This window comes from Pseudomonas sp. SP16.1 (assembly GCF_052682975.1).
The window spans coordinates 1,799,677-1,815,684 of the sequence record NZ_JBQYFZ010000001.1; the positions used below are offsets into that span (position 1 = coordinate 1,799,677).

Sequence of the window (16,008 nt, forward strand, 5' to 3'; positions counted from 1 at the left end):
TTCGAGCAGCTGGTTCACGGGGGGCGGGCAGCTGGTCTTCGGACTTCGCCTAAGCCTCGGCGGCGTCCGTGGTTGCGCCTTCTGTCTAGTGTGCGGCACGGCTCGTTACCAAGCTGCCGGCCTGCACGCCGGCCTCGAACAGCAGCCACATCGACACCGCCAGCAGCAGTTCGGCAAAGCTAATATCGAACGGGCGCCAAGCCTTTAGTATTGGGCCGCTCTCGGGCGCAGCAAGAAGGGGCCGAGGCCCCCGCGGTTACCAACCTCACGCAACCAGGGCCTCTGTCTGCCGATCGCGTCCGTAGCTGCTTGGCGTATTCCAGAGCAGTGCCTGTTCAGTTCGATTCGCTATCGATACCCAGCGAGGTGTAGCCGGGCCATTGCCGCAGCAGGGTTTCGACGAACTGCTCGGCCGCCGGTGACAGCGACGAGCCGCGGCGGCGCACCAGGCCCAGGGTGCGGCTGATCACCGGGTCGACCAGCGGGCGCCTGACCAGTATCGGGTGGTCTTCGGCCGGCATGGCCAGGCTGGGGAGGGCGGCGATGCCCAGGCCGGCCTCGACCATGCCCAGCGAGGTCGACAGGTGCTGCACCTCGTAGAACCAGCTGGGGCGCCAGTCGAGGTGGGCCAGGCCATGGTCGAGCAGCACGCGGTTGCCGCTCAGGCGGCCGACGCCGATCAGGCGGTAGTCGCTCAGCTCGCGCCAGGCCACCTCCGGCTGCTTGGCCAGGGGATGGTCGCGCCGGCAGGCCAGCACGAAGGGTTCGTTGACCAGCGGGGTGAAGTCGATCTCCGCGCTCTGTCCGCTTTGCATGTTGATGCCGAAATCCGCCTCGCCACGGATCACCGCTTCCAGCCCCTCGTGGGCGCTGAGGTCGAGGATACGGATGCGGATCTTCGGGTACTGCTGGTTGAAGGCGCGAATCACCGTGGGCAGGAAGTAGAAGGCCGCCGTGGGGATGCAGGCCAGGGTGACCTGGCCGGACTGGCGCTCGGCCAGTTCGCGGATGCCGAGGATCGAGCGCTCGAAATCGTCCAGCAGGCGCTGCGCCTTGGGCAGGAAATCCCGGCCCACGGCAGTCAGGCTGACGCGGCGCGTGGTGCGGTCCAGCAACTGGATGCCGAGGCTCTCCTCGAGTTTCTGCATGCGTCGGGTCAGGGCCGGCTGGGACAGGTGGATGGCGTTGGCGGCCTCGTGGAAGTTGCCGAATTCGGCGATCTTCACGAAAGCGCGGATGTCTTGCAGTTCGTAATTCATGCGCTTGGGTTATCAGTCTTGCGTATTTTTGTTTGAAATTTACCAATGAACCCTAGTCTTTCGGCTCAGTACTGGCAAGCGAGGAAATATGTGCATGCATTAATGCGTTAAATGGAATAAATATCAAAATATATGCATTTTACAGAATAAATATCTGCTCCTCATAATCGACGCAAAGCAACAATCACTGGTTTTATTGCGTTGGAGGCATCATGCGGACGGTACCTTGCGTACTCATGCGAGGCGGTACTTCGAAAGGGCCGGTATTTCTGGCCAACCACCTGCCCACCGACCCGCAGCAGCGCGACGAGCTGCTGCTCAGCCTGATGGGCTCTGGCCACGAACTGGAAATCGACGGCATAGGCGGTGGCAGCCCGCAGACCAGCAAGGTGGCGATCGTCAGCCGTTCGCCGCACCCGGATGCCGATGTCGACTACCTGTTCGTGCAGGTCATGGTCACCCAGCGCCGGGTCGACACCGCGCCCAACTGCGGCAACATGCTCTGCGCCATCGGGCCTTTCGCCATCGAGCACGGCCTGGTGAATGCCGGCTCGCCGATGACCCGGGTGCGCATCCGCAACCTCAACACCAACACCTTCGTCGACTCCGACGTGATGACGCCCAACGGCCGCGTGCGTTACGACGGCGATACCACCATCGACGGCGTGCCCGGCACCGCCGCGCCGATCAAGTTGACCTTCCTCAATGCCGCCGGCGCCAAGACCGGCAGCCTGCTGCCCACCGGTCGGGTGCGCGACCTGTTCGACGGTGTCGAAGTCACCTGTATCGACATGGCCATGCCCATGGTGCTGATGCATGCCGAGGCGCTGGGCAAGACCGGTTACGAGTCGCCGGCCGAATTGGATGCAGACACGGCATTCCTCCAGCGCCTGGAGCGTATCCGCCTGCAGGCCGGGCTGGCCATGGGGCTCGGTGATGTTGCGCAGATGGTCATTCCCAAGCCGGTGCTGCTGGCCCCGGCGCGCAACGGCGGCACGCTGAGCGTGCGCTATTTCATGCCGTATAACTGTCACCGCTCGGTCGCCGCCACCGGTGCCATCGGCCTGGCCACGGCCTGCGCCATGTCCGGCAGCGTCGCCCAGGATGTCGCGCCGATCCAGGGCGAAGCACTGGTACGGCTGGAGCACCCGGGCGGACAGATCGAGGTTTCCCTGCAGCCGGCCGCCGACGGCAAGCCCGAGAACCTGCGCGCCTCGCTGGTGCGTACCGCGCGCCGCCTGTTCTCCGGCGAGGTGTACGTGCCCAGCCTGCGGCGCACCGGCAGCTGATTTCGCTTCACCACAACCACACCCCTAGGGCCAACCACAATGACAAGAAGAACATCCCTAAGCTGCTCCGCCATCGCTATAACGGTTCTGGCGCTGCCTGGCGCCAGCGTTCACGCCGCAGGCTTCATCGAGGACAGCAAGGCCAGCCTGGAGCTGCGCAACTTCTACCTCAACCGTGACTTTCGCGAGGATGCCGGGCAGAACAAGCGGGAGGAATGGGCGCAGGGTTTCATTCTCAACCTCGAGTCCGGCTACACCCAGGGTACGCTCGGTTTCGGTGTCGATGCCCTCGGCATGCTCGGCGTCAAGCTCGACTCCTCGCCGGACCGTAGCGGTACCGACCTGCTGCCCCGCGACAGCCGCAACCGCGCCGAGGACGATTACAGCAAGCTCGGCGTGACCGGCAAGGTGCGCTTCGCCAGTAGCCAGCTGCGCGTGGGCACCTTGCTGCCGAAGATGCCTTACCTGCAGTACAGCAACTCGCGTCTGCTGCCGCAGGTATTCGAGGGCTAGCAGCTGCAGAGCAAGGATCTCGAGCGCGCGACGTTCACCCTCGGCGAGATCGATCGCGTGGTGCAGCGCAGCGTCTCCGGCTCCGAGAAGCTGGCGTTGAACAACAAGAACCGCCGCTTCGGCGCCAGTCCTGAAAGCGACGAGCTGCGCTTCGGCGGTGTGGACTACGCGATCGATCCGCAACTCCTCGCCAGCTACCACTACGCCGAGCTGAGCGATATCTATCGCCAGCATTTCCTCGGGCTGCAGCACAGCCTGGCGCTGGGCGCCGGCAAGCTGAAAAGCGACCTGCGCTACTTCAACAACAGCGAAGCCGGGCGGAAACTGGTGGGCGACATCGACAACCAGGCCATCAACGCCATGTTCACCTACAGCTTCTCCGGCCATGCGCTGGGGCTGGCCTACCAGAAGATGCTCGGCGACGACGCCTTCACCTACGTCGATGGCGCTACGCCGTACCTGACCAATTTTCTGCAGATCAACGATTTCGCCGGCCCCGACCAGCGTTCCTGGCAGCTGCGCTACGACTTCGACTTCGCCAGCGTCGGGGTACCCGGCCTGACCTTCATGACCCGCTACGTGCGCGGTGATCAGGTCGACCTGGCCGTCGGCGAAGGGCGCGAATGGGAGCGTGACACCGATATCGCCTACGCCTTCAGCGATGGCCCGCTGAAGAATCTCAAGGTTACCTGGAGAAACGCCACCTACCGTTCGAGCTTCGTCCGCGACCTGGACGAGAATCGTCTGATCCTGAGTTATATCGTGCCGCTCTGGTAAAGCGCCGGTTGTGCATACAAGTCTAATAAGAGGAACCCATCATGATTACCTGCTCCATTCGCCGCATTCTGCCGTTGTCCCTTGCCCTGTTGCTTGCCAGTGGTTCGGTGCTCGCCGGCGAGCCTTCCCGTCCGGAGTGCATCGCTCCGAGCAAGCCGGGCGGCGGCTTCGACCTGACCTGCAAGCTGGCCCAGGCCGGTTTCAAGGACGAGGGCCTGCTCAAGGCGCCCATGCGCGTGACCTACATGCCGGGCGGTATCGGCGCCGTGGCCTACAACTCCATCGCCGCCAACCGCCGTGCCGAGCCCGGCACCCTGGTGGCGTTCTCCGGCGCCTCGCTGCTCAACCTGGCCCTGGGCAAATACGGTCGTTTCGACGAAACCGCGGTGAAATGGCTGGCCACCGTCGGCAACGACTACGGCACCCTGGCGGTGCGTGAGGATTCGCCTTACAAGAACCTCGACGATGTGGTGCAGGCGCTGAAGAAGGACCCGAAAAGCATCGTGGTCGGCGGTGGCGGCAGTGTCGGCGGCCAGGGCTGGGTGAAGATCGCCTTGCTGGCCCGTGCCGCCGGTGTCGACCCGCGCGAGTTGCGCTATGCCGCCTTCGAAGGCGGGGCCGAGCATTACATGGCGCTGATGGGCGGGCACGTGGATCTGGTCACCGGCAGCGCCAGCGAAATCCGCGCGCAGCAGGGCAACAAGATCCGCACCCTGGCGATCTTCAGCGAGGAGCGTCTGGGCGGCGATCTTGCTTCGATTCCGACTGCCCGCGAGCAGGGCTACGAGATCCAGTGGCCGCTGATTCGTGGTTACTACCTCGGCCCGGATGTGAAAGACGAAGACGTAGCCTGGTGGAGCGAGCGCTTCGCCAAGCTCAACGCCTCCAGCGACTTCCAGGCCTATCTGGCCGACCGCGACGTACTGCCTTACTACGTGACCGGTCCTGAGCTCGATGCCCTGGTCAAGAGGCAGGTTGCGGAGTACCGCAAGCTGGGTCGCGAGTTCGGCCTGGTCGAGTAGTCGAGTCCTCACGCGCCGTCACCGGCGGCGCAGCGTTCTGGAGCGCATCCACATGCATGATCGTCTCTTTGCGGGGATCACCCTGCTGCTGTGCTGCGCCCTGGCAATCCTTGCCTGGGGCTACAGCGCACCCTTTTCCTACGAACCGGTGGGGCCCAAGGCCTTTCCGCTGCTGCTGTTGCTGCTGATCGCCTTGGGCAGCGTGCAACTGCTGCTCAAGCCAGCCAGCGATGTCCAGGGCGAGGAACCGCCGCTGAACCGGGAGGTGATGTTCAAGGCGCTCGCCTTCCTCGGTCTGATGATCGGCTATGCGGTGCTGTTCGAAACGCTCGGCTTCATCCCCGCCAGCGTGCTGTTCGGTATCGGCATGGCGCGTCTATATGGTGGTAGCTGGCTGCAAAGCCTGGTCAGCGGCGTCGTTCTCGCCATCGGTCTTTACCTGCTGTTCGACAGAGCCCTCGCGGTACCGCTGCCGCTTGGCATCCTTGCAACCCTGGAGAGCTGAACCCATGGATACTTTCGGTTATCTCAGCCATGGCTTCGGCGTGGCGCTTAGCCCCTACAACCTGGTCACGGCCCTGTGCGGCACTCTTATCGGCACCGTCGTCGGCCTGCTGCCGGGGCTCGGCCCCATCAACGGCGTGGCGCTGCTGATTCCGGTGGCCTTCGCCCTCGGTCTGCCGCCGGAAACCGCGCTGATCCTGCTCGCGGCCGTATACCTGGGCTGCGAATACGGCGGGCGCATCTCCTCGATCCTGCTCAATATCCCGGGTGAGGCGTCCGCGGTGATGACCACCCTCGACGGCTACCCGCTGGCGCGTCAGGGCCAGGCCGGTGTCGCGCTGTCCCTGTCGGCCTGGAGCTCCTTCATCGGCGGCCTGATTGCCACCGCCGGCGTGGTGCTGTTCGCGCCTTTGCTGGCCCGATGGGCGGTCGCCTTCGGCCCCGCCGAGTACTTCGTGCTGATGGTCTTCGCCATCACCTGTCTGGCCGGCATGGCCGGCAACAAGCCGCTGAAAACAGCGGTCGCGGCGCTGGTCGGTCTGTTGCTGTCGTGCGTGGGCATCGACGCCAACAGCGGTGTCTATCGCTTCACCTTCGGCAGCCTGGGGCTGGCCGATGGCATCCAGTTCGTGGTGCTGGTGCTGGGGCTGTTCTCGGTCAGCGAGTTGCTGGTACTGCTCGAGCGTACCCATCATGGCCAGAAGGCGATCAAGACTGGTGGACGCATGCTGTTCAGCCTGAAGGAGGGCGGTTTCGTCCTGGCCACCAATCTGCGCAGCGGCGTAGTCGGCTTCGTCCTTGGCGTTCTGCCCGGCGCCGGGGCGACCTTGGCCAGCGCGGTGTCGTACATGAGCGAGAAGCGCCTGGCGGTCAAGGACAACAAGTTCGGCAACGGCGATCTGCGTGGCCTGGCCGCTCCGGAAACCGCCAACAGCGCCGCAGCCTGTGGCTCCATGGTGCCGATGCTGACCCTCGGCGTGCCGGGCTCGGGCACCACCGCGGTGATGCTCGGCGCCCTGACGCTGTACAACATCACGCCGGGCCCGCTGCTGTTCCAGAACCAGCCGGATATCGTCTGGGGCCTGATCGCTTCGCTGTTCGTCGCCAACCTCATGCTGATCGTCATGAACGTGCCGATGATCAAGGTCTTCACCAAGGTGCTGGCCGTGCCTTACTGGGCGCTGGTGCCGGCAGTGGCGATCATCACCGCCATCGGGGTGTATGCCGTTCATGCCACGACCTTCGACCTGTACCTGATGATCGCCATCGGCATCTTCGGCTACGTCATGCGCAAGCTGGACTTCCCGCTGTCGGCGATCCTGCTCGGCTTCATCCTCGGCGGGATGATGGAGCAGAACCTGCGCCGCGCGCTGTCCCTGTCCAGCGGCGACCTCGGTATCCTGTTCGCCAGCCCGATCACCTGGGTGGTCTGGGGCCTGGTGGCGGTGATGCTCGTGCTGCCGTTCTGGCGTGCCTGGCGCGCACGTCGTCGGCAAGCCGGTGCCGCCAGCCTGGCCTGATTCGCTTCGAAGGAGGATGTGCATGCGTGTGGTGATACCGGAAGACTATCAGCGGGTCGTGCAGTCTCTGGATTGCTTCCGCCTGCTGGAGGGCTTCGATGTCCGGGTGTATCACGACCATGTCAGCGACCCGGACCTGCTGGCCAAGCGCTTCGCCGATGCCGAAGCCCTGGTGCTGACCCGGGAACGAACCCGTATCGATGCCGCGCTGCTGGCACGGCTGCCGAACCTGAAGTTGATCAGTCAGACCGGGCGGGCAGGGCCGCATCTCGATCTGGACGCCTGCCGCGAGCATGGTGTTGCCGTGGCCGAAGGCACCGGTTCGCCCATCGCCGCGGCCGAACTGACCTGGGCGCTGATCCTCAATGCCCGGCGTCAGTTGCGTGAAGCCATGCACGGCCTCTACGCCGGGCAGTGGCAGGTCAACCTGGGCCAGCGCCTGTATGGCCAGACCCTGGGCATCTGGGGCTACGGCAAGATCGGCCGGCGCCTGGCGCGCTATGGCCGCGCCTTCGACATGCGCGTGCTGGTGTGGGGCAGCGAGAACTCGCGCCAGGCCGCTGCGGTCGATGGGTTCGAGCCAGCGCCGACGCGCGAAGCCTTCTTCGCGCAGGCCGATGTGCTCAGCCTGCATCTGCGCCTGCTGCCGGCCACCCGGCACTGCGTTGGCGCAGATGATCTGGCACGAATGAAAGTCGACGCCTTGCTGGTCAACACCAGCCGCGCCGAACTGATTGCCCCGGGGGCGCTACTCGAAGCGCTGGATAGCGGCCGGCCGGGCCAGGCGGCGCTGGATGTATTCGAGCAGGAGCCCATCCTGCAGGCTGACCATCCACTGCTGAGGCACCCGCGCGTGCTCTGCACCCCACACCTCGGTTACGTGGAGCGCAATAGCTACGAGGCCTGCTTCGGCGAAGCCTTTGCCAATGTTCGCGCGTTCTTGCAGGCGCGGCCCGTCACACCTTGACCATCGCTGCCGGCTCAGTCCTCGGGGTTTGGTTCGGGGCCGGGCCTAGGGTTAGCGAACAGATCGCAGTCTCTCCCCCCCCGATGGTATGAGCGAGCCGTCCATTGCCTGGCAAGCGAGGCCGCGCCCATGCCGCTCAGCGCAGCATCTGCTCGACCAGTCGCTTTTCCTCGGTCAACTCGCGCTGGCGCGCGTCGATGCGCGAGGCCAGCTGGAAGTTGTTGCTGGCGCGGCGCTTGGCGAAATCGAGCTGTTCGATTGCCTGGTTGTAGTCGCCGACCAGGGCGAAGAACTCGGCGCGGGCCTGGTGCAGGCCGATGGTGTTGCCGCTCAGGCCGCGGACCTCGGCGACCTGATACCAGACGTCCGGGTCCTTGGGCCGGCTCTCGAGCAGCTCATCCAGGGCATCTTCGGCGTCGCGGGTGCGCTGCCGCTTGAGCAGCAGGTCGATGCGCATCTGCTGCAGCGGATAGCTGCTGGGGTAGAGCGCGAGCATGCGTTCCTGTCTTTGCTGGGCGGCATCCAGACGCCCGGCGGCCATGTCGAGTTCAATCTGGGCCAGGTTGTAGACGCTGTCGTCCGCTGCCTTGTTCAGCAGCGGGGCGAGAGTCTTTGCGGCTTCGGCGAGCTGGCCGCTTTTCATCTGCGCCAGGGCCAGGCCGTAGCGGGCGGCATCCAGCCCCGGGTTCTCGTCGAGCATGGCGCGAAAACGCTTGGCTGCGACCCCTGGGGTCTCCTCGTAGGTCAGTTGCACGCGGGCGCGCATCAGCTGATAGCGCAGGCTGTCTTCGCGGCCCTTGGCCGGGTACTGCTCGGCACGGTTGCGGGTGTCGGCGATACGCGACTCGGAGACCGGGTGGGTCAGCAGGAACTCCGGCGGCTTGGCGTCGTAGCGGTACTGGCGCATCAGGCGCTCGAACATCAGCGGCATGGCGCGCGGGTCGTAGCCGGCCTTTTCCAGGTTGACCAGGCCGATACGGTCGGCTTCCTGTTCGTTCTGCCGGGAAAAACGCCGTTGTTCCTGAATCGCCGCCGCCTGGGTCGACATGATGGCGGCCATGCCGGCATCGCCGGCACCCGCGGCCGCCGCGACTATGCCGGCGAGCATGGCGGCCATCACCGGCAACTGCATGCGCTGCTGGGCCTCGACGCCCCGGGCGAAGTGGCGTTGCGACAGGTGCGCCAGTTCGTGCGCCATCACCGAGGCGTACTCGGCTTCGGTCTGCGCATAGAGGAACAGGCCGCCGTTGACCCCGATGATGCCGCCCGGCGCGGCGAAGGCATTGAGCTGCGGGCTGTTGAGCAGGACGAATTCGAGGCGCCGATCCTGCAGCTGGCTGGTTTCCGACAGGCTATAGACGCTGTTCTCGACGAAGTCCTTGAGCTGCGGGTCGTCCAGTTGCGCCACCTGGCCGCGTAGCAGGGCGAGCCAGGCGCGGCCGAGCTGGTGCTCCTGCTGCGGCGAGACGATGGAGGAGCTGGCATCGCCCAGCGAGGGCAGGTCGCTGGCCCCGGTGTGGGCGGCGAACAGGCAGGCGAGCGTCAACAGGGTGGGGCGCAGAAAAGTCATGCACTGGGGCTCATGAGCGGCGAAGTGGTTACTGTAGCCGGCCAGCCGTAACGCTGGCCAGGGCTCCGAGGGCTTGGGTATCCTAGCGGCCTTTGAAGGAGTAGACGATGACCGATGTACCGGCTTTCGATGCCGAACTGGATGCCTGCGGCCTGAACTGTCCGCTGCCGCTGCTAAAGGCCAAGCTCGAACTCAATCGCCTGGCCAGCGGTGAGGTGCTCAAGGTATGCGCCACCGATGCCGGTTCGCAGCGGGATTTCCGCGCCTTCGCCAGTCTGGCCGGGCACGCCTTGCTGCACGAAGAGGTCGAGGACGGCGTTTACCGCTACTGGCTGCGCAAGGCCTGAAATCGCCGTTGCAGTTTGAAACACACCCCTGCCACCGTTCGCGAGTGCGTGCGACATCTTTCCTGCGCCCGGCCTATGAGTGGTTTGGCATATTTCCGCTTTAAGGAATTCTGATGGTCAAGGTTTTGCGTGACTGGCTGCACCGCTATTTCTCCGACGAGCAGGCGGTGGTGCTGGCGGTGCTGTTGGTGCTCGGCTTCGCCGTGGTGCTGATCCTGGGAGGCATGCTCGCGCCGGTGCTGACCGGCCTGGTGTTGGCCTTCCTGATGCAGGGCCTGGTCAACGGTCTGGAGCGTATGAAAGTGCCGCAGATTCTGGCGGTGTGGCTGGTCTTCGCCCTGTTTCTGGGCGGCCTGACGGTGTTCCTTCTGGTGCTGATGCCGTTGCTCTGGCAGCAGCTGAGCACTTTGTTCAACGAATTGCCGCGCATGGCGGCCGAATGGCAGTCGGTGTTCCTGCTGCTGCCCGAGCGCTACCCGAATCTGATCACCGACGAGCAGATCGTGCAGCTGATCGACAGCATGCGTGGCGAGGCCGGCAAGTTCGGCCAGTGGGCGTTGTCCTTTTCGCTGTCGAGCCTGCCGGTCCTGGTCAGCATCATGATCTACCTGGTGTTGGTGCCGATTCTGGTGTTCTTCTTCCTCAAGGACCGGGAAATGATCGGCCAGTGGTTTCGCGGCTACCTGCCGCGTGAGCGAGCGTTGATCAGCCAGGTGGCGCAGGAGATGAATCAGCAGATCGCCAACTACATCCGCGGCAAGTTCATCGAAATCATCATCTGTGGCGTGGTGACCTATATCGCCTTCGCCTACCTGGGGCTGAACTACGCGGCGCTGTTGGCGCTGCTGGTGGGCTTGTCGGTGGTGGTGCCCTATATCGGCGCGGTGGTGGTCACCGTGCCGGTGGCGCTGATCGGCCTGTTCCAGTGGGGCTGGAGCGACCAGTTTCTCTACCTGATGGTGGTCTACGGCATCATCCAGGCGCTGGACGGCAACGTACTGGTGCCGCTGCTGTTCTCCGAGGCGGTCAACCTGCACCCGGTCGCGATCATCTGTGCGGTGCTGCTGTTCGGCGGTCTGTGGGGCTTCTGGGGGGTATTCTTCGCCATCCCGCTGGCCACCCTGTTCAAGGCGGTGCTCAACGCCTGGCCGCGGACCGATCCGACGCTTGGCGAACAGGCATAAGAAAAAAGGCCGCTGATGCGGCCTTTTTCATGGGCGGAGCGCGCCTGTCTGCTCAGCCTTGGTGCAGCGCCTGCGCCGCCGCCAGCACCGCGTCGACATGGCCGGCAACCTTCACGTTGCGCCATTCCTTGCGCAGTACGCCGTCCTTGTCGATCAGAAAGGTGCTGCGCACGATGCCCATGTATTCCTTGCCGTAGTTCTTCTTCAACTGATAGACGCCGAACTGCTCGCACAGCAGGTGATCGGGGTCGCTGATCAGCTCGAAGGGGAATTCCTGCTTGCACTTGAAGCTTTCGTGCTTTTTCAGGCTGTCCATCGACACGCCGAAGATCTGCGTGTTGATCGCCTGGAACTGGGCGAAGCGGGCGCGGAAGTCGAGGCCTTCGGTGGTGCAGCCCGGGGTCGCGTCCTTGGGGTAGAAATACAGCACGACCTGCTGGCCCTTGAGGTCGGACAATTTCACCTGCTGGCCACTGGTGGCCTCGGCCTGGAAGTCGGCGACGGCTTGGTCGATGGCGACGGTCATGGGAGTTCCTCGAGGTTGCCTTTCAGGGATTTTGCGGGCGCCAGGGTTCGATCAGCGCGTCCAGATTCAGGGCGTCGGCGAAGTCCAGGAACTGATCGCGCAGCCAGCTGATCTGGGTGCCGGCCGGCAGCGTGACGGTCAGCGTGGCGTTGAGCATGGTGCCGCCGGTTTGCGGCGCCTGGTAGGTGTCGCAGGTCAGGCTTTCCAGCTCGACACGATGGTCGATGAAAAACTGGCACAACTCGTTGAGGATGTCCGGGCGGTACACCGAGCTGACGTAAGCCACGTAGGGGAGCGCCTGGGGGCGTACCTCGGCGGCCGCGCTACGAATGAGATTGACCGAGAAATCATGTTTTTTTGCCAGCAGCGGCAGGCCGGACTCGAGACGCGCCAGGGCGTCCCAGCTACCCGAGACCTGCAGCACCAGGGCGCTGAACTCGCCGTGACGGCTCAGGCGCGTGCTGATCACGGCACAGCGGTTCTCATGGCTGGTGCGGCACAGCAGGTTGGTCAGCGCCATGGCGTCGCGGCCTAGGGCGCTGATAAGGAGGAATTGTTCGCGAACGGGGGGGGGGGACATGCAGCCTTCCTAAAGCGATGAACGGTCGGCAGCCGGAGGGCCGTCGAGCAAAGGCAGCAGGGTAGCGAAAAGCACCGCCCAGGGGAATGCTGGCGACAGCTTCCCGTAAGCAGCAAGACCGCCATTTTCCGCCGTGTCCGTTGCTTGTGCCGGACTGGTGGCACCAGTACCATTACGGCTCAATTTTTCCGGCAGGAGCGGTTGCATGATTGCGGGCAGTATGGTGGCACTGGTCACGCCCATGGATGCGCAGGGTGGTCTGGACTGGGAGGCCCTGAGCAAATTGGTGGATTTCCACCTGCAGGAGGGTACCAATGCCATCGTCGCGGTCGGCACCACGGGTGAGTCCGCCACGTTGGAAGTGCCCGAGCACATCGAGGTGATCAAGCGCGTGGTCGATCAGGTCGCCGGGCGCATCCCGGTGATCGCCGGTACCGGCGGCAATTCCACGCGCGAATCGGTCGAGCTGACCCGCGCGGCCAAGGACGTCGGCGCCGACGCCTGTCTGTTGGTCACGCCCTATTACAACAAGCCGACCCAGGAAGGCCTGTACCTGCATTTCCGCCACATCGCCGAAGCCGTGGCCATCCCGCAGATCCTCTACAACGTACCGGGTCGCACCGTCTGCGACATGCTGCCGGAAACCGTCGAGCGCCTGTCGAAGATCGACAACATCATCGGCATCAAGGAAGCCACCGGCGACCTGCAGCGTGGCCAGGAAGTGCTGGACCGCGTCGGCAAGGACTTCCTCGTCTATTCCGGCGACGACGCCACCGCGGTGGAGCTGATGCTGCTGGGCGGCAAGGGCAACATCTCGGTCACCGCCAACGTCGCTCCGCGCGCCATGAGCGAGATGTGCGCCGCCGCCATGCGTGGCGAGGCTGCAATTGCCCGTGCCATCAATGACCGTCTGATGCCGCTGCACAAGGCGTTGTTCATCGAGTCCAACCCGATTCCGGTGAAGTGGGCACTGCACGAAATGGGCCTGATGGGCGACGGCATCCGCCTGCCGCTGACCTGGCTCAGCCCGCGTTGTCACGAACCGCTGCGCCAGGCCATGCGCCAGTGCGGCGTACTGGCTTAATTTAAGGATTTTACGCATGAAGCGACTGGCCGGATTTTCCGCCCTTGCTCTGATCGTCTCCAGCACCAGCGGTTGTGGCTGGCTCTGGGGTGAAGAAGGCTACTTCCGCGACCGCGGCAGCGATTACCTGGAAGCGCGGCAGACCGCACCGATGCAGCTTCCGGCCAATGTCCAGGCCAAACGCCTCGACCCGTTGCTGCCGGTGCCGGCACAGGTGGCCACTTCCGAGGCCAGCGGTAAGTTCGAAGTGCCGCGCCCGCAGGGCCTGCAGGTGCGCGCCGACGAGCGCGAGTTCAGCCTGCAGCGCAGCGGCGAGTCGCGCTGGGTGGTCGCCCAGCGGGTGCCGGCCGAAGTCTGGCCGCTGGCGCGCCAGTTCTTCGAGGACAACGGCTTCCGTATCGCCGAGGAACGCCCGCAGACTGGAGAATTCACCACCTCCTGGCAGCGTTTCGACGAGCTTTCCGCGAGCATGGCCCGTCGCCTGAGCAGCCGCGTTTCCGGCGTCGCCCCGGATGCCGAGACCCGCGTGCGGGTACGCATCGAGCCGGGCGTGCAGCGCAACACCAGCGAAGTCTTCGTCACCAGCGCCGAGCGTCCCGCCGGTAGTGACGCTGACGTCGCCTTCGCCGCGCGTAGCGGCAATGCCAGCCTGGAAGCCGCGCTGCTCGACGAAATGCTGGTGAGCATGGCGCGTAGCGTTGAGCAGGGCGGTTCGGTATCCCTGCTCGCGGCCCGCGACTTCGATGCCCCCAGCCGCGTCAGCCTGAGCGAGGACGGCAACGGCAATCCGGTGCTCAATCTCGGCGCAGATTTCGATCGCGCCTGGTCCGGCGTCGGTCGCTCGCTGGAGCTGGCCGATGTGCGCGTCGACGACCTCAACCGCAGCCTCGGCCTGTACTACATCAACCTGGCCGAAGGTGCTCGGGTCAATGAGCAGAAGCCCGGCTTCTTCGGCCGCATGTTCGGGGGCGAGCCGAGCAAGGAAGAGATCGAAGCGCGTGCCGAGCGTTATCAGGTGCGTCTGACCCCCGTCGGCGATGGCGTCCAGGTCACCGTGGAAAAAGACCTCAACACCGTTGCCCCGGCCGATGTCTCGCGCCGCGTGCTGAGCCTGATCCAGGACAACCTCGGCTGATCGGCGCGCCGCGCTCCAGCCGTTAATCGATGGGCGAAACCCGCAAAGGTTTCGCCTGTTTTGTTTGCTAGAAACGGAAATGCCGACATGAGCACACCCACCACCCTGAGCCTGAAGAAGATCTACTCGGGCAAGGTTCGCGACCTCTACGAAATCGACGACAAGCGCATGCTGATGGTGGCCACCGATCGCCTGTCGGCCTTCGACGTGATCCTCGCCGAACCTATCCCGGAGAAGGGCAAGATCCTCACCGCCATCTCCAACTTCTGGTTCGACAAGCTGGCCGGCCTGGTGCCCAACCACTTCACCGGCGACAGGGTCGAAGACGTGGTGCCGGCTGACGAGTTGCCGCTGGTGGAAGGCCGCGCGGTGGTCGCCAAACGCCTCAAACCGGTGGCCGTGGAAGCCATCGTGCGCGGCTATATCGTCGGCTCCGGCTGGAAGGAATACCAGAAGAGCGGCACCGTCTGCGGCATCGCCCTGCCGGCCGGCCTCAAGGAAGCGGCCAAGCTGCCGCAACCGATCTTCACCCCCTCGACCAAGGCTGCCGTCGGCGACCATGACGAGAACATCAGCTTCGCCCAGTGCGAGGCCATCATCGGTGCCGAACTGGCCGCCCAGGTGCGCGACACCGCCATCGCCCTGTACAGCGCCGCCGTCGAGTACGCCGCCACCCGCGGCATCATCATCGCCGACACCAAGTTCGAGTTCGGCCTCGACGAAGACGGCACCCTGACTCTGATGGACGAGGTGCTGACCCCCGACTCCAGTCGCTTCTGGCCGGCCGACAGCTACGAAGAAGGCAAGAACCCGCCGAGCTTCGACAAACAGTTCGTTCGCGACTGGCTGGAGTCCACCGGCTGGAACAAGCAGCCGCCGGCTCCCGCCGTACCGGCCGAGGTCGCGCAGAAGACCGCCGACAAGTACCGCGAAGCCCTGACCCGCCTCACTGCCTGAGATCGGGGCAGAGACGCCAATGAAGGCCGAGCAATGCTCGGCCTTTTCACAAGCGCCTGATAGCACAAGAAAATTTTTAAAAATAAGCTTCGCCAAAGCGCTTCGAGCTGTTATGATTCGCGCCGCTTGGGAAGATGCCGGAGTGGTCGAACGGGACGGATTCGAAATCCGTTGTGTCAGCAATGGCACCTAGGGTTCAAATCCCTATCTTCCCGCCATATAAAAAAGCCCCGTAATTCAATGAGTTACGGGGCTTTTCTTGTCTTTGAGAAAGTGAAGAGTCGTTTGGGGCAAAATTGGGGGCATTTTGGGACAAAAACAGTGCTCCCAGGCCGCTATACACCGCTCCAATCCTCCCCAAATCCCATCTGCTCAGACACGTGGTGGCCCATGCGCTTCGTGTCAGCCACGCTAAACAATGCTCACGACGCTGAAGAGCACTCGTCATCGGATAAGGCCAAGGGGTGATGATGCCGAGAAAGCGTTGATGGTCTAACCCCTTCACAGGGGGCAAAACCCAGTCCTGACATCCAGGGGATGCTGGAAGGGTTGCTTGAGTCGTTGTCATGATCCGACCAGAGCGCTGCTAACCTGTCCTAGGCAATATCACGGCAGCTTCTGCGAGACGATTCGCCGATTTGTGCGGCAGCGCGCACAATCGACGCTTGGCACAGTGCCACTACTTGCACTACTCTCCGGTCACCGGGCTAACGAAGTGACCAACAGGCAGGACGCCGACCCCATCCACTTCGTTAGCTCGGTTCAAGCTTCCTG

The 16,008-nt window shown here is 64.2% G+C and carries 14 protein-coding genes, 1 tRNA gene and 1 pseudogene; 12 read left to right on the forward strand and 4 right to left on the reverse strand.

The window, feature by feature from the left end; all coding sequences use genetic code 11:
- Nucleotides 1-335 precede the first annotated feature (335 nt).
- Nucleotides 336-1,259, reverse strand: a complete 924-nt coding sequence (locus ACUTAF_RS08775; RefSeq protein WP_445579609.1) for a LysR family transcriptional regulator — start codon at nucleotides 1,257-1,259, stop codon at nucleotides 336-338.
- A gap of 212 nt (nucleotides 1,260-1,471) precedes the next feature.
- Here ACUTAF_RS08775 and ACUTAF_RS08780 point away from each other — a divergent pair, with 212 nt between their 5' ends.
- The 6 genes and pseudogenes from ACUTAF_RS08780 (at nucleotide 1,472) to ACUTAF_RS08805 (ending at nucleotide 7,851) form a co-directional block, all read left to right on the forward strand.
- Nucleotides 1,472-2,548, forward strand: coding sequence for a 4-oxalomesaconate tautomerase (locus ACUTAF_RS08780; protein WP_445579610.1), 1,077 nt, complete (start codon nucleotides 1,472-1,474; stop codon nucleotides 2,546-2,548).
- A gap of 39 nt (nucleotides 2,549-2,587) precedes the next feature.
- Nucleotides 2,588-3,838 (forward strand): annotated as a pseudogene (locus tag ACUTAF_RS08785) (OprD family porin).
- Nucleotides 3,839-3,879: 41 nt separating this feature from the next.
- Nucleotides 3,880-4,860, forward strand: a complete 981-nt coding sequence (locus tag ACUTAF_RS08790) for a tripartite tricarboxylate transporter substrate binding protein (RefSeq protein WP_445579611.1) — start codon at nucleotides 3,880-3,882, stop codon at nucleotides 4,858-4,860.
- 52 nt (nucleotides 4,861-4,912) lie between these two features.
- A complete protein-coding gene (locus ACUTAF_RS08795; RefSeq protein WP_445579612.1) occupies nucleotides 4,913-5,365 on the forward strand; it encodes a tripartite tricarboxylate transporter TctB family protein in 453 nt (150 codons plus the stop codon).
- A gap of 4 nt (nucleotides 5,366-5,369) precedes the next feature.
- Nucleotides 5,370-6,884 carry a tripartite tricarboxylate transporter permease gene (locus ACUTAF_RS08800; RefSeq protein ID WP_445579613.1) on the forward strand — a complete coding sequence of 505 codons (1,515 nt, stop codon included), beginning with the start codon at nucleotides 5,370-5,372 and terminating at the stop codon, nucleotides 6,882-6,884.
- Between the two features lie 22 nt (nucleotides 6,885-6,906).
- Entirely contained in the window at nucleotides 6,907-7,851 is a 945-nt protein-coding gene (locus ACUTAF_RS08805) for a D-2-hydroxyacid dehydrogenase family protein (protein ID WP_445579614.1), read from the forward strand.
- Between the two features lie 136 nt (nucleotides 7,852-7,987).
- Here the strand turns inward: ACUTAF_RS08805 and ACUTAF_RS08810 are convergent, their stop codons facing one another.
- Nucleotides 7,988-9,421, reverse strand: a complete 1,434-nt coding sequence (locus ACUTAF_RS08810) for a M48 family metalloprotease (RefSeq protein WP_445579615.1) — start codon at nucleotides 9,419-9,421, stop codon at nucleotides 7,988-7,990.
- A 107-nt stretch (nucleotides 9,422-9,528) separates the two neighbouring features.
- Between ACUTAF_RS08810 and ACUTAF_RS08815 the strand changes: the two genes are divergently transcribed.
- Together ACUTAF_RS08815 and ACUTAF_RS08820 are read left to right on the forward strand one after the other, a co-directional pair.
- Nucleotides 9,529-9,768 (forward strand): sulfurtransferase TusA family protein, encoded by a 240-nt coding sequence (locus tag ACUTAF_RS08815; protein WP_445579616.1) that lies wholly within the window; start codon nucleotides 9,529-9,531, stop codon nucleotides 9,766-9,768.
- 113 nt (nucleotides 9,769-9,881) lie between these two features.
- The gene (locus ACUTAF_RS08820) at nucleotides 9,882-10,952 is read left to right on the forward strand and encodes an AI-2E family transporter (protein ID WP_445579617.1); all 1,071 of its coding nucleotides are present in this window, start codon (nucleotides 9,882-9,884) and stop codon (nucleotides 10,950-10,952) included.
- A 52-nt stretch (nucleotides 10,953-11,004) separates the two neighbouring features.
- Here the strand turns inward: ACUTAF_RS08820 and ACUTAF_RS08825 are convergent, their stop codons facing one another.
- Together ACUTAF_RS08825 and ACUTAF_RS08830 are read right to left on the reverse strand one after the other, a co-directional pair.
- Entirely contained in the window at nucleotides 11,005-11,478 is a 474-nt protein-coding gene (locus ACUTAF_RS08825; protein ID WP_445579618.1) for a peroxiredoxin, read from the reverse strand.
- A 22-nt stretch (nucleotides 11,479-11,500) separates the two neighbouring features.
- Nucleotides 11,501-12,058 (reverse strand): glycine cleavage system transcriptional repressor, encoded by a 558-nt coding sequence (locus tag ACUTAF_RS08830; protein WP_445579619.1) that lies wholly within the window; start codon nucleotides 12,056-12,058, stop codon nucleotides 11,501-11,503.
- Between the two features lie 205 nt (nucleotides 12,059-12,263).
- On the opposite strand from ACUTAF_RS08830, the gene dapA reads away from it, so the two are divergent.
- From dapA to ACUTAF_RS08850, 4 genes are all read left to right on the forward strand, one after another.
- Complete coding sequence (gene dapA, locus ACUTAF_RS08835; RefSeq protein ID WP_445579620.1) at nucleotides 12,264-13,142, forward strand: 4-hydroxy-tetrahydrodipicolinate synthase; 879 nt, start codon at nucleotides 12,264-12,266, stop codon at nucleotides 13,140-13,142.
- Nucleotides 13,143-13,158: 16 nt separating this feature from the next.
- Entirely contained in the window at nucleotides 13,159-14,277 is a 1,119-nt protein-coding gene (gene bamC, locus ACUTAF_RS08840; RefSeq protein WP_445579621.1) for an outer membrane protein assembly factor BamC, read from the forward strand.
- A gap of 87 nt (nucleotides 14,278-14,364) precedes the next feature.
- Nucleotides 14,365-15,234, forward strand: a complete 870-nt coding sequence (locus ACUTAF_RS08845; RefSeq protein WP_445579622.1) for a phosphoribosylaminoimidazolesuccinocarboxamide synthase — start codon at nucleotides 14,365-14,367, stop codon at nucleotides 15,232-15,234.
- Nucleotides 15,235-15,362: 128 nt separating this feature from the next.
- Nucleotides 15,363-15,452 (forward strand) — tRNA-Ser (locus ACUTAF_RS08850).
- Nucleotides 15,453-16,008 lie beyond the last annotated feature (556 nt).

Bases quoted from the DNA above. Each gene is read 5' to 3' on its own strand.
- ACUTAF_RS08810 (WP_445579615.1), bottom strand. From the start codon at position 9,421: ATGACTTTTCTGCGCCCCACCCTGTTGACGCTCGCCTGCCTGTTCGCC.
- bamC (WP_445579621.1), top strand. From the start codon at position 13,159: ATGAAGCGACTGGCCGGATTTTCCGCCCTTGCTCTGATCGTCTCCAGC.
- ACUTAF_RS08775 (WP_445579609.1), bottom strand. From the start codon at position 1,259: ATGAATTACGAACTGCAAGACATCCGCGCTTTCGTGAAGATCGCCGAA.
- ACUTAF_RS08800 (WP_445579613.1), top strand. From the start codon at position 5,370: ATGGATACTTTCGGTTATCTCAGCCATGGCTTCGGCGTGGCGCTTAGC.
- dapA (WP_445579620.1), top strand. From the start codon at position 12,264: ATGATTGCGGGCAGTATGGTGGCACTGGTCACGCCCATGGATGCGCAG.
- ACUTAF_RS08815 (WP_445579616.1), top strand. From the start codon at position 9,529: ATGACCGATGTACCGGCTTTCGATGCCGAACTGGATGCCTGCGGCCTG.
- ACUTAF_RS08825 (WP_445579618.1), bottom strand. From the start codon at position 11,478: ATGACCGTCGCCATCGACCAAGCCGTCGCCGACTTCCAGGCCGAGGCC.
- ACUTAF_RS08820 (WP_445579617.1), top strand. From the start codon at position 9,882: ATGGTCAAGGTTTTGCGTGACTGGCTGCACCGCTATTTCTCCGACGAG.
- ACUTAF_RS08805 (WP_445579614.1), top strand. From the start codon at position 6,907: ATGCGTGTGGTGATACCGGAAGACTATCAGCGGGTCGTGCAGTCTCTG.
- ACUTAF_RS08790 (WP_445579611.1), top strand. From the start codon at position 3,880: ATGATTACCTGCTCCATTCGCCGCATTCTGCCGTTGTCCCTTGCCCTG.
- ACUTAF_RS08780 (WP_445579610.1), top strand. From the start codon at position 1,472: ATGCGGACGGTACCTTGCGTACTCATGCGAGGCGGTACTTCGAAAGGG.
- ACUTAF_RS08795 (WP_445579612.1), top strand. From the start codon at position 4,913: ATGCATGATCGTCTCTTTGCGGGGATCACCCTGCTGCTGTGCTGCGCC.
- ACUTAF_RS08845 (WP_445579622.1), top strand. From the start codon at position 14,365: ATGAGCACACCCACCACCCTGAGCCTGAAGAAGATCTACTCGGGCAAG.
- ACUTAF_RS08830 (WP_445579619.1), bottom strand. From the start codon at position 12,058: ATGTCCCCCCCCCCCGTTCGCGAACAATTCCTCCTTATCAGCGCCCTA.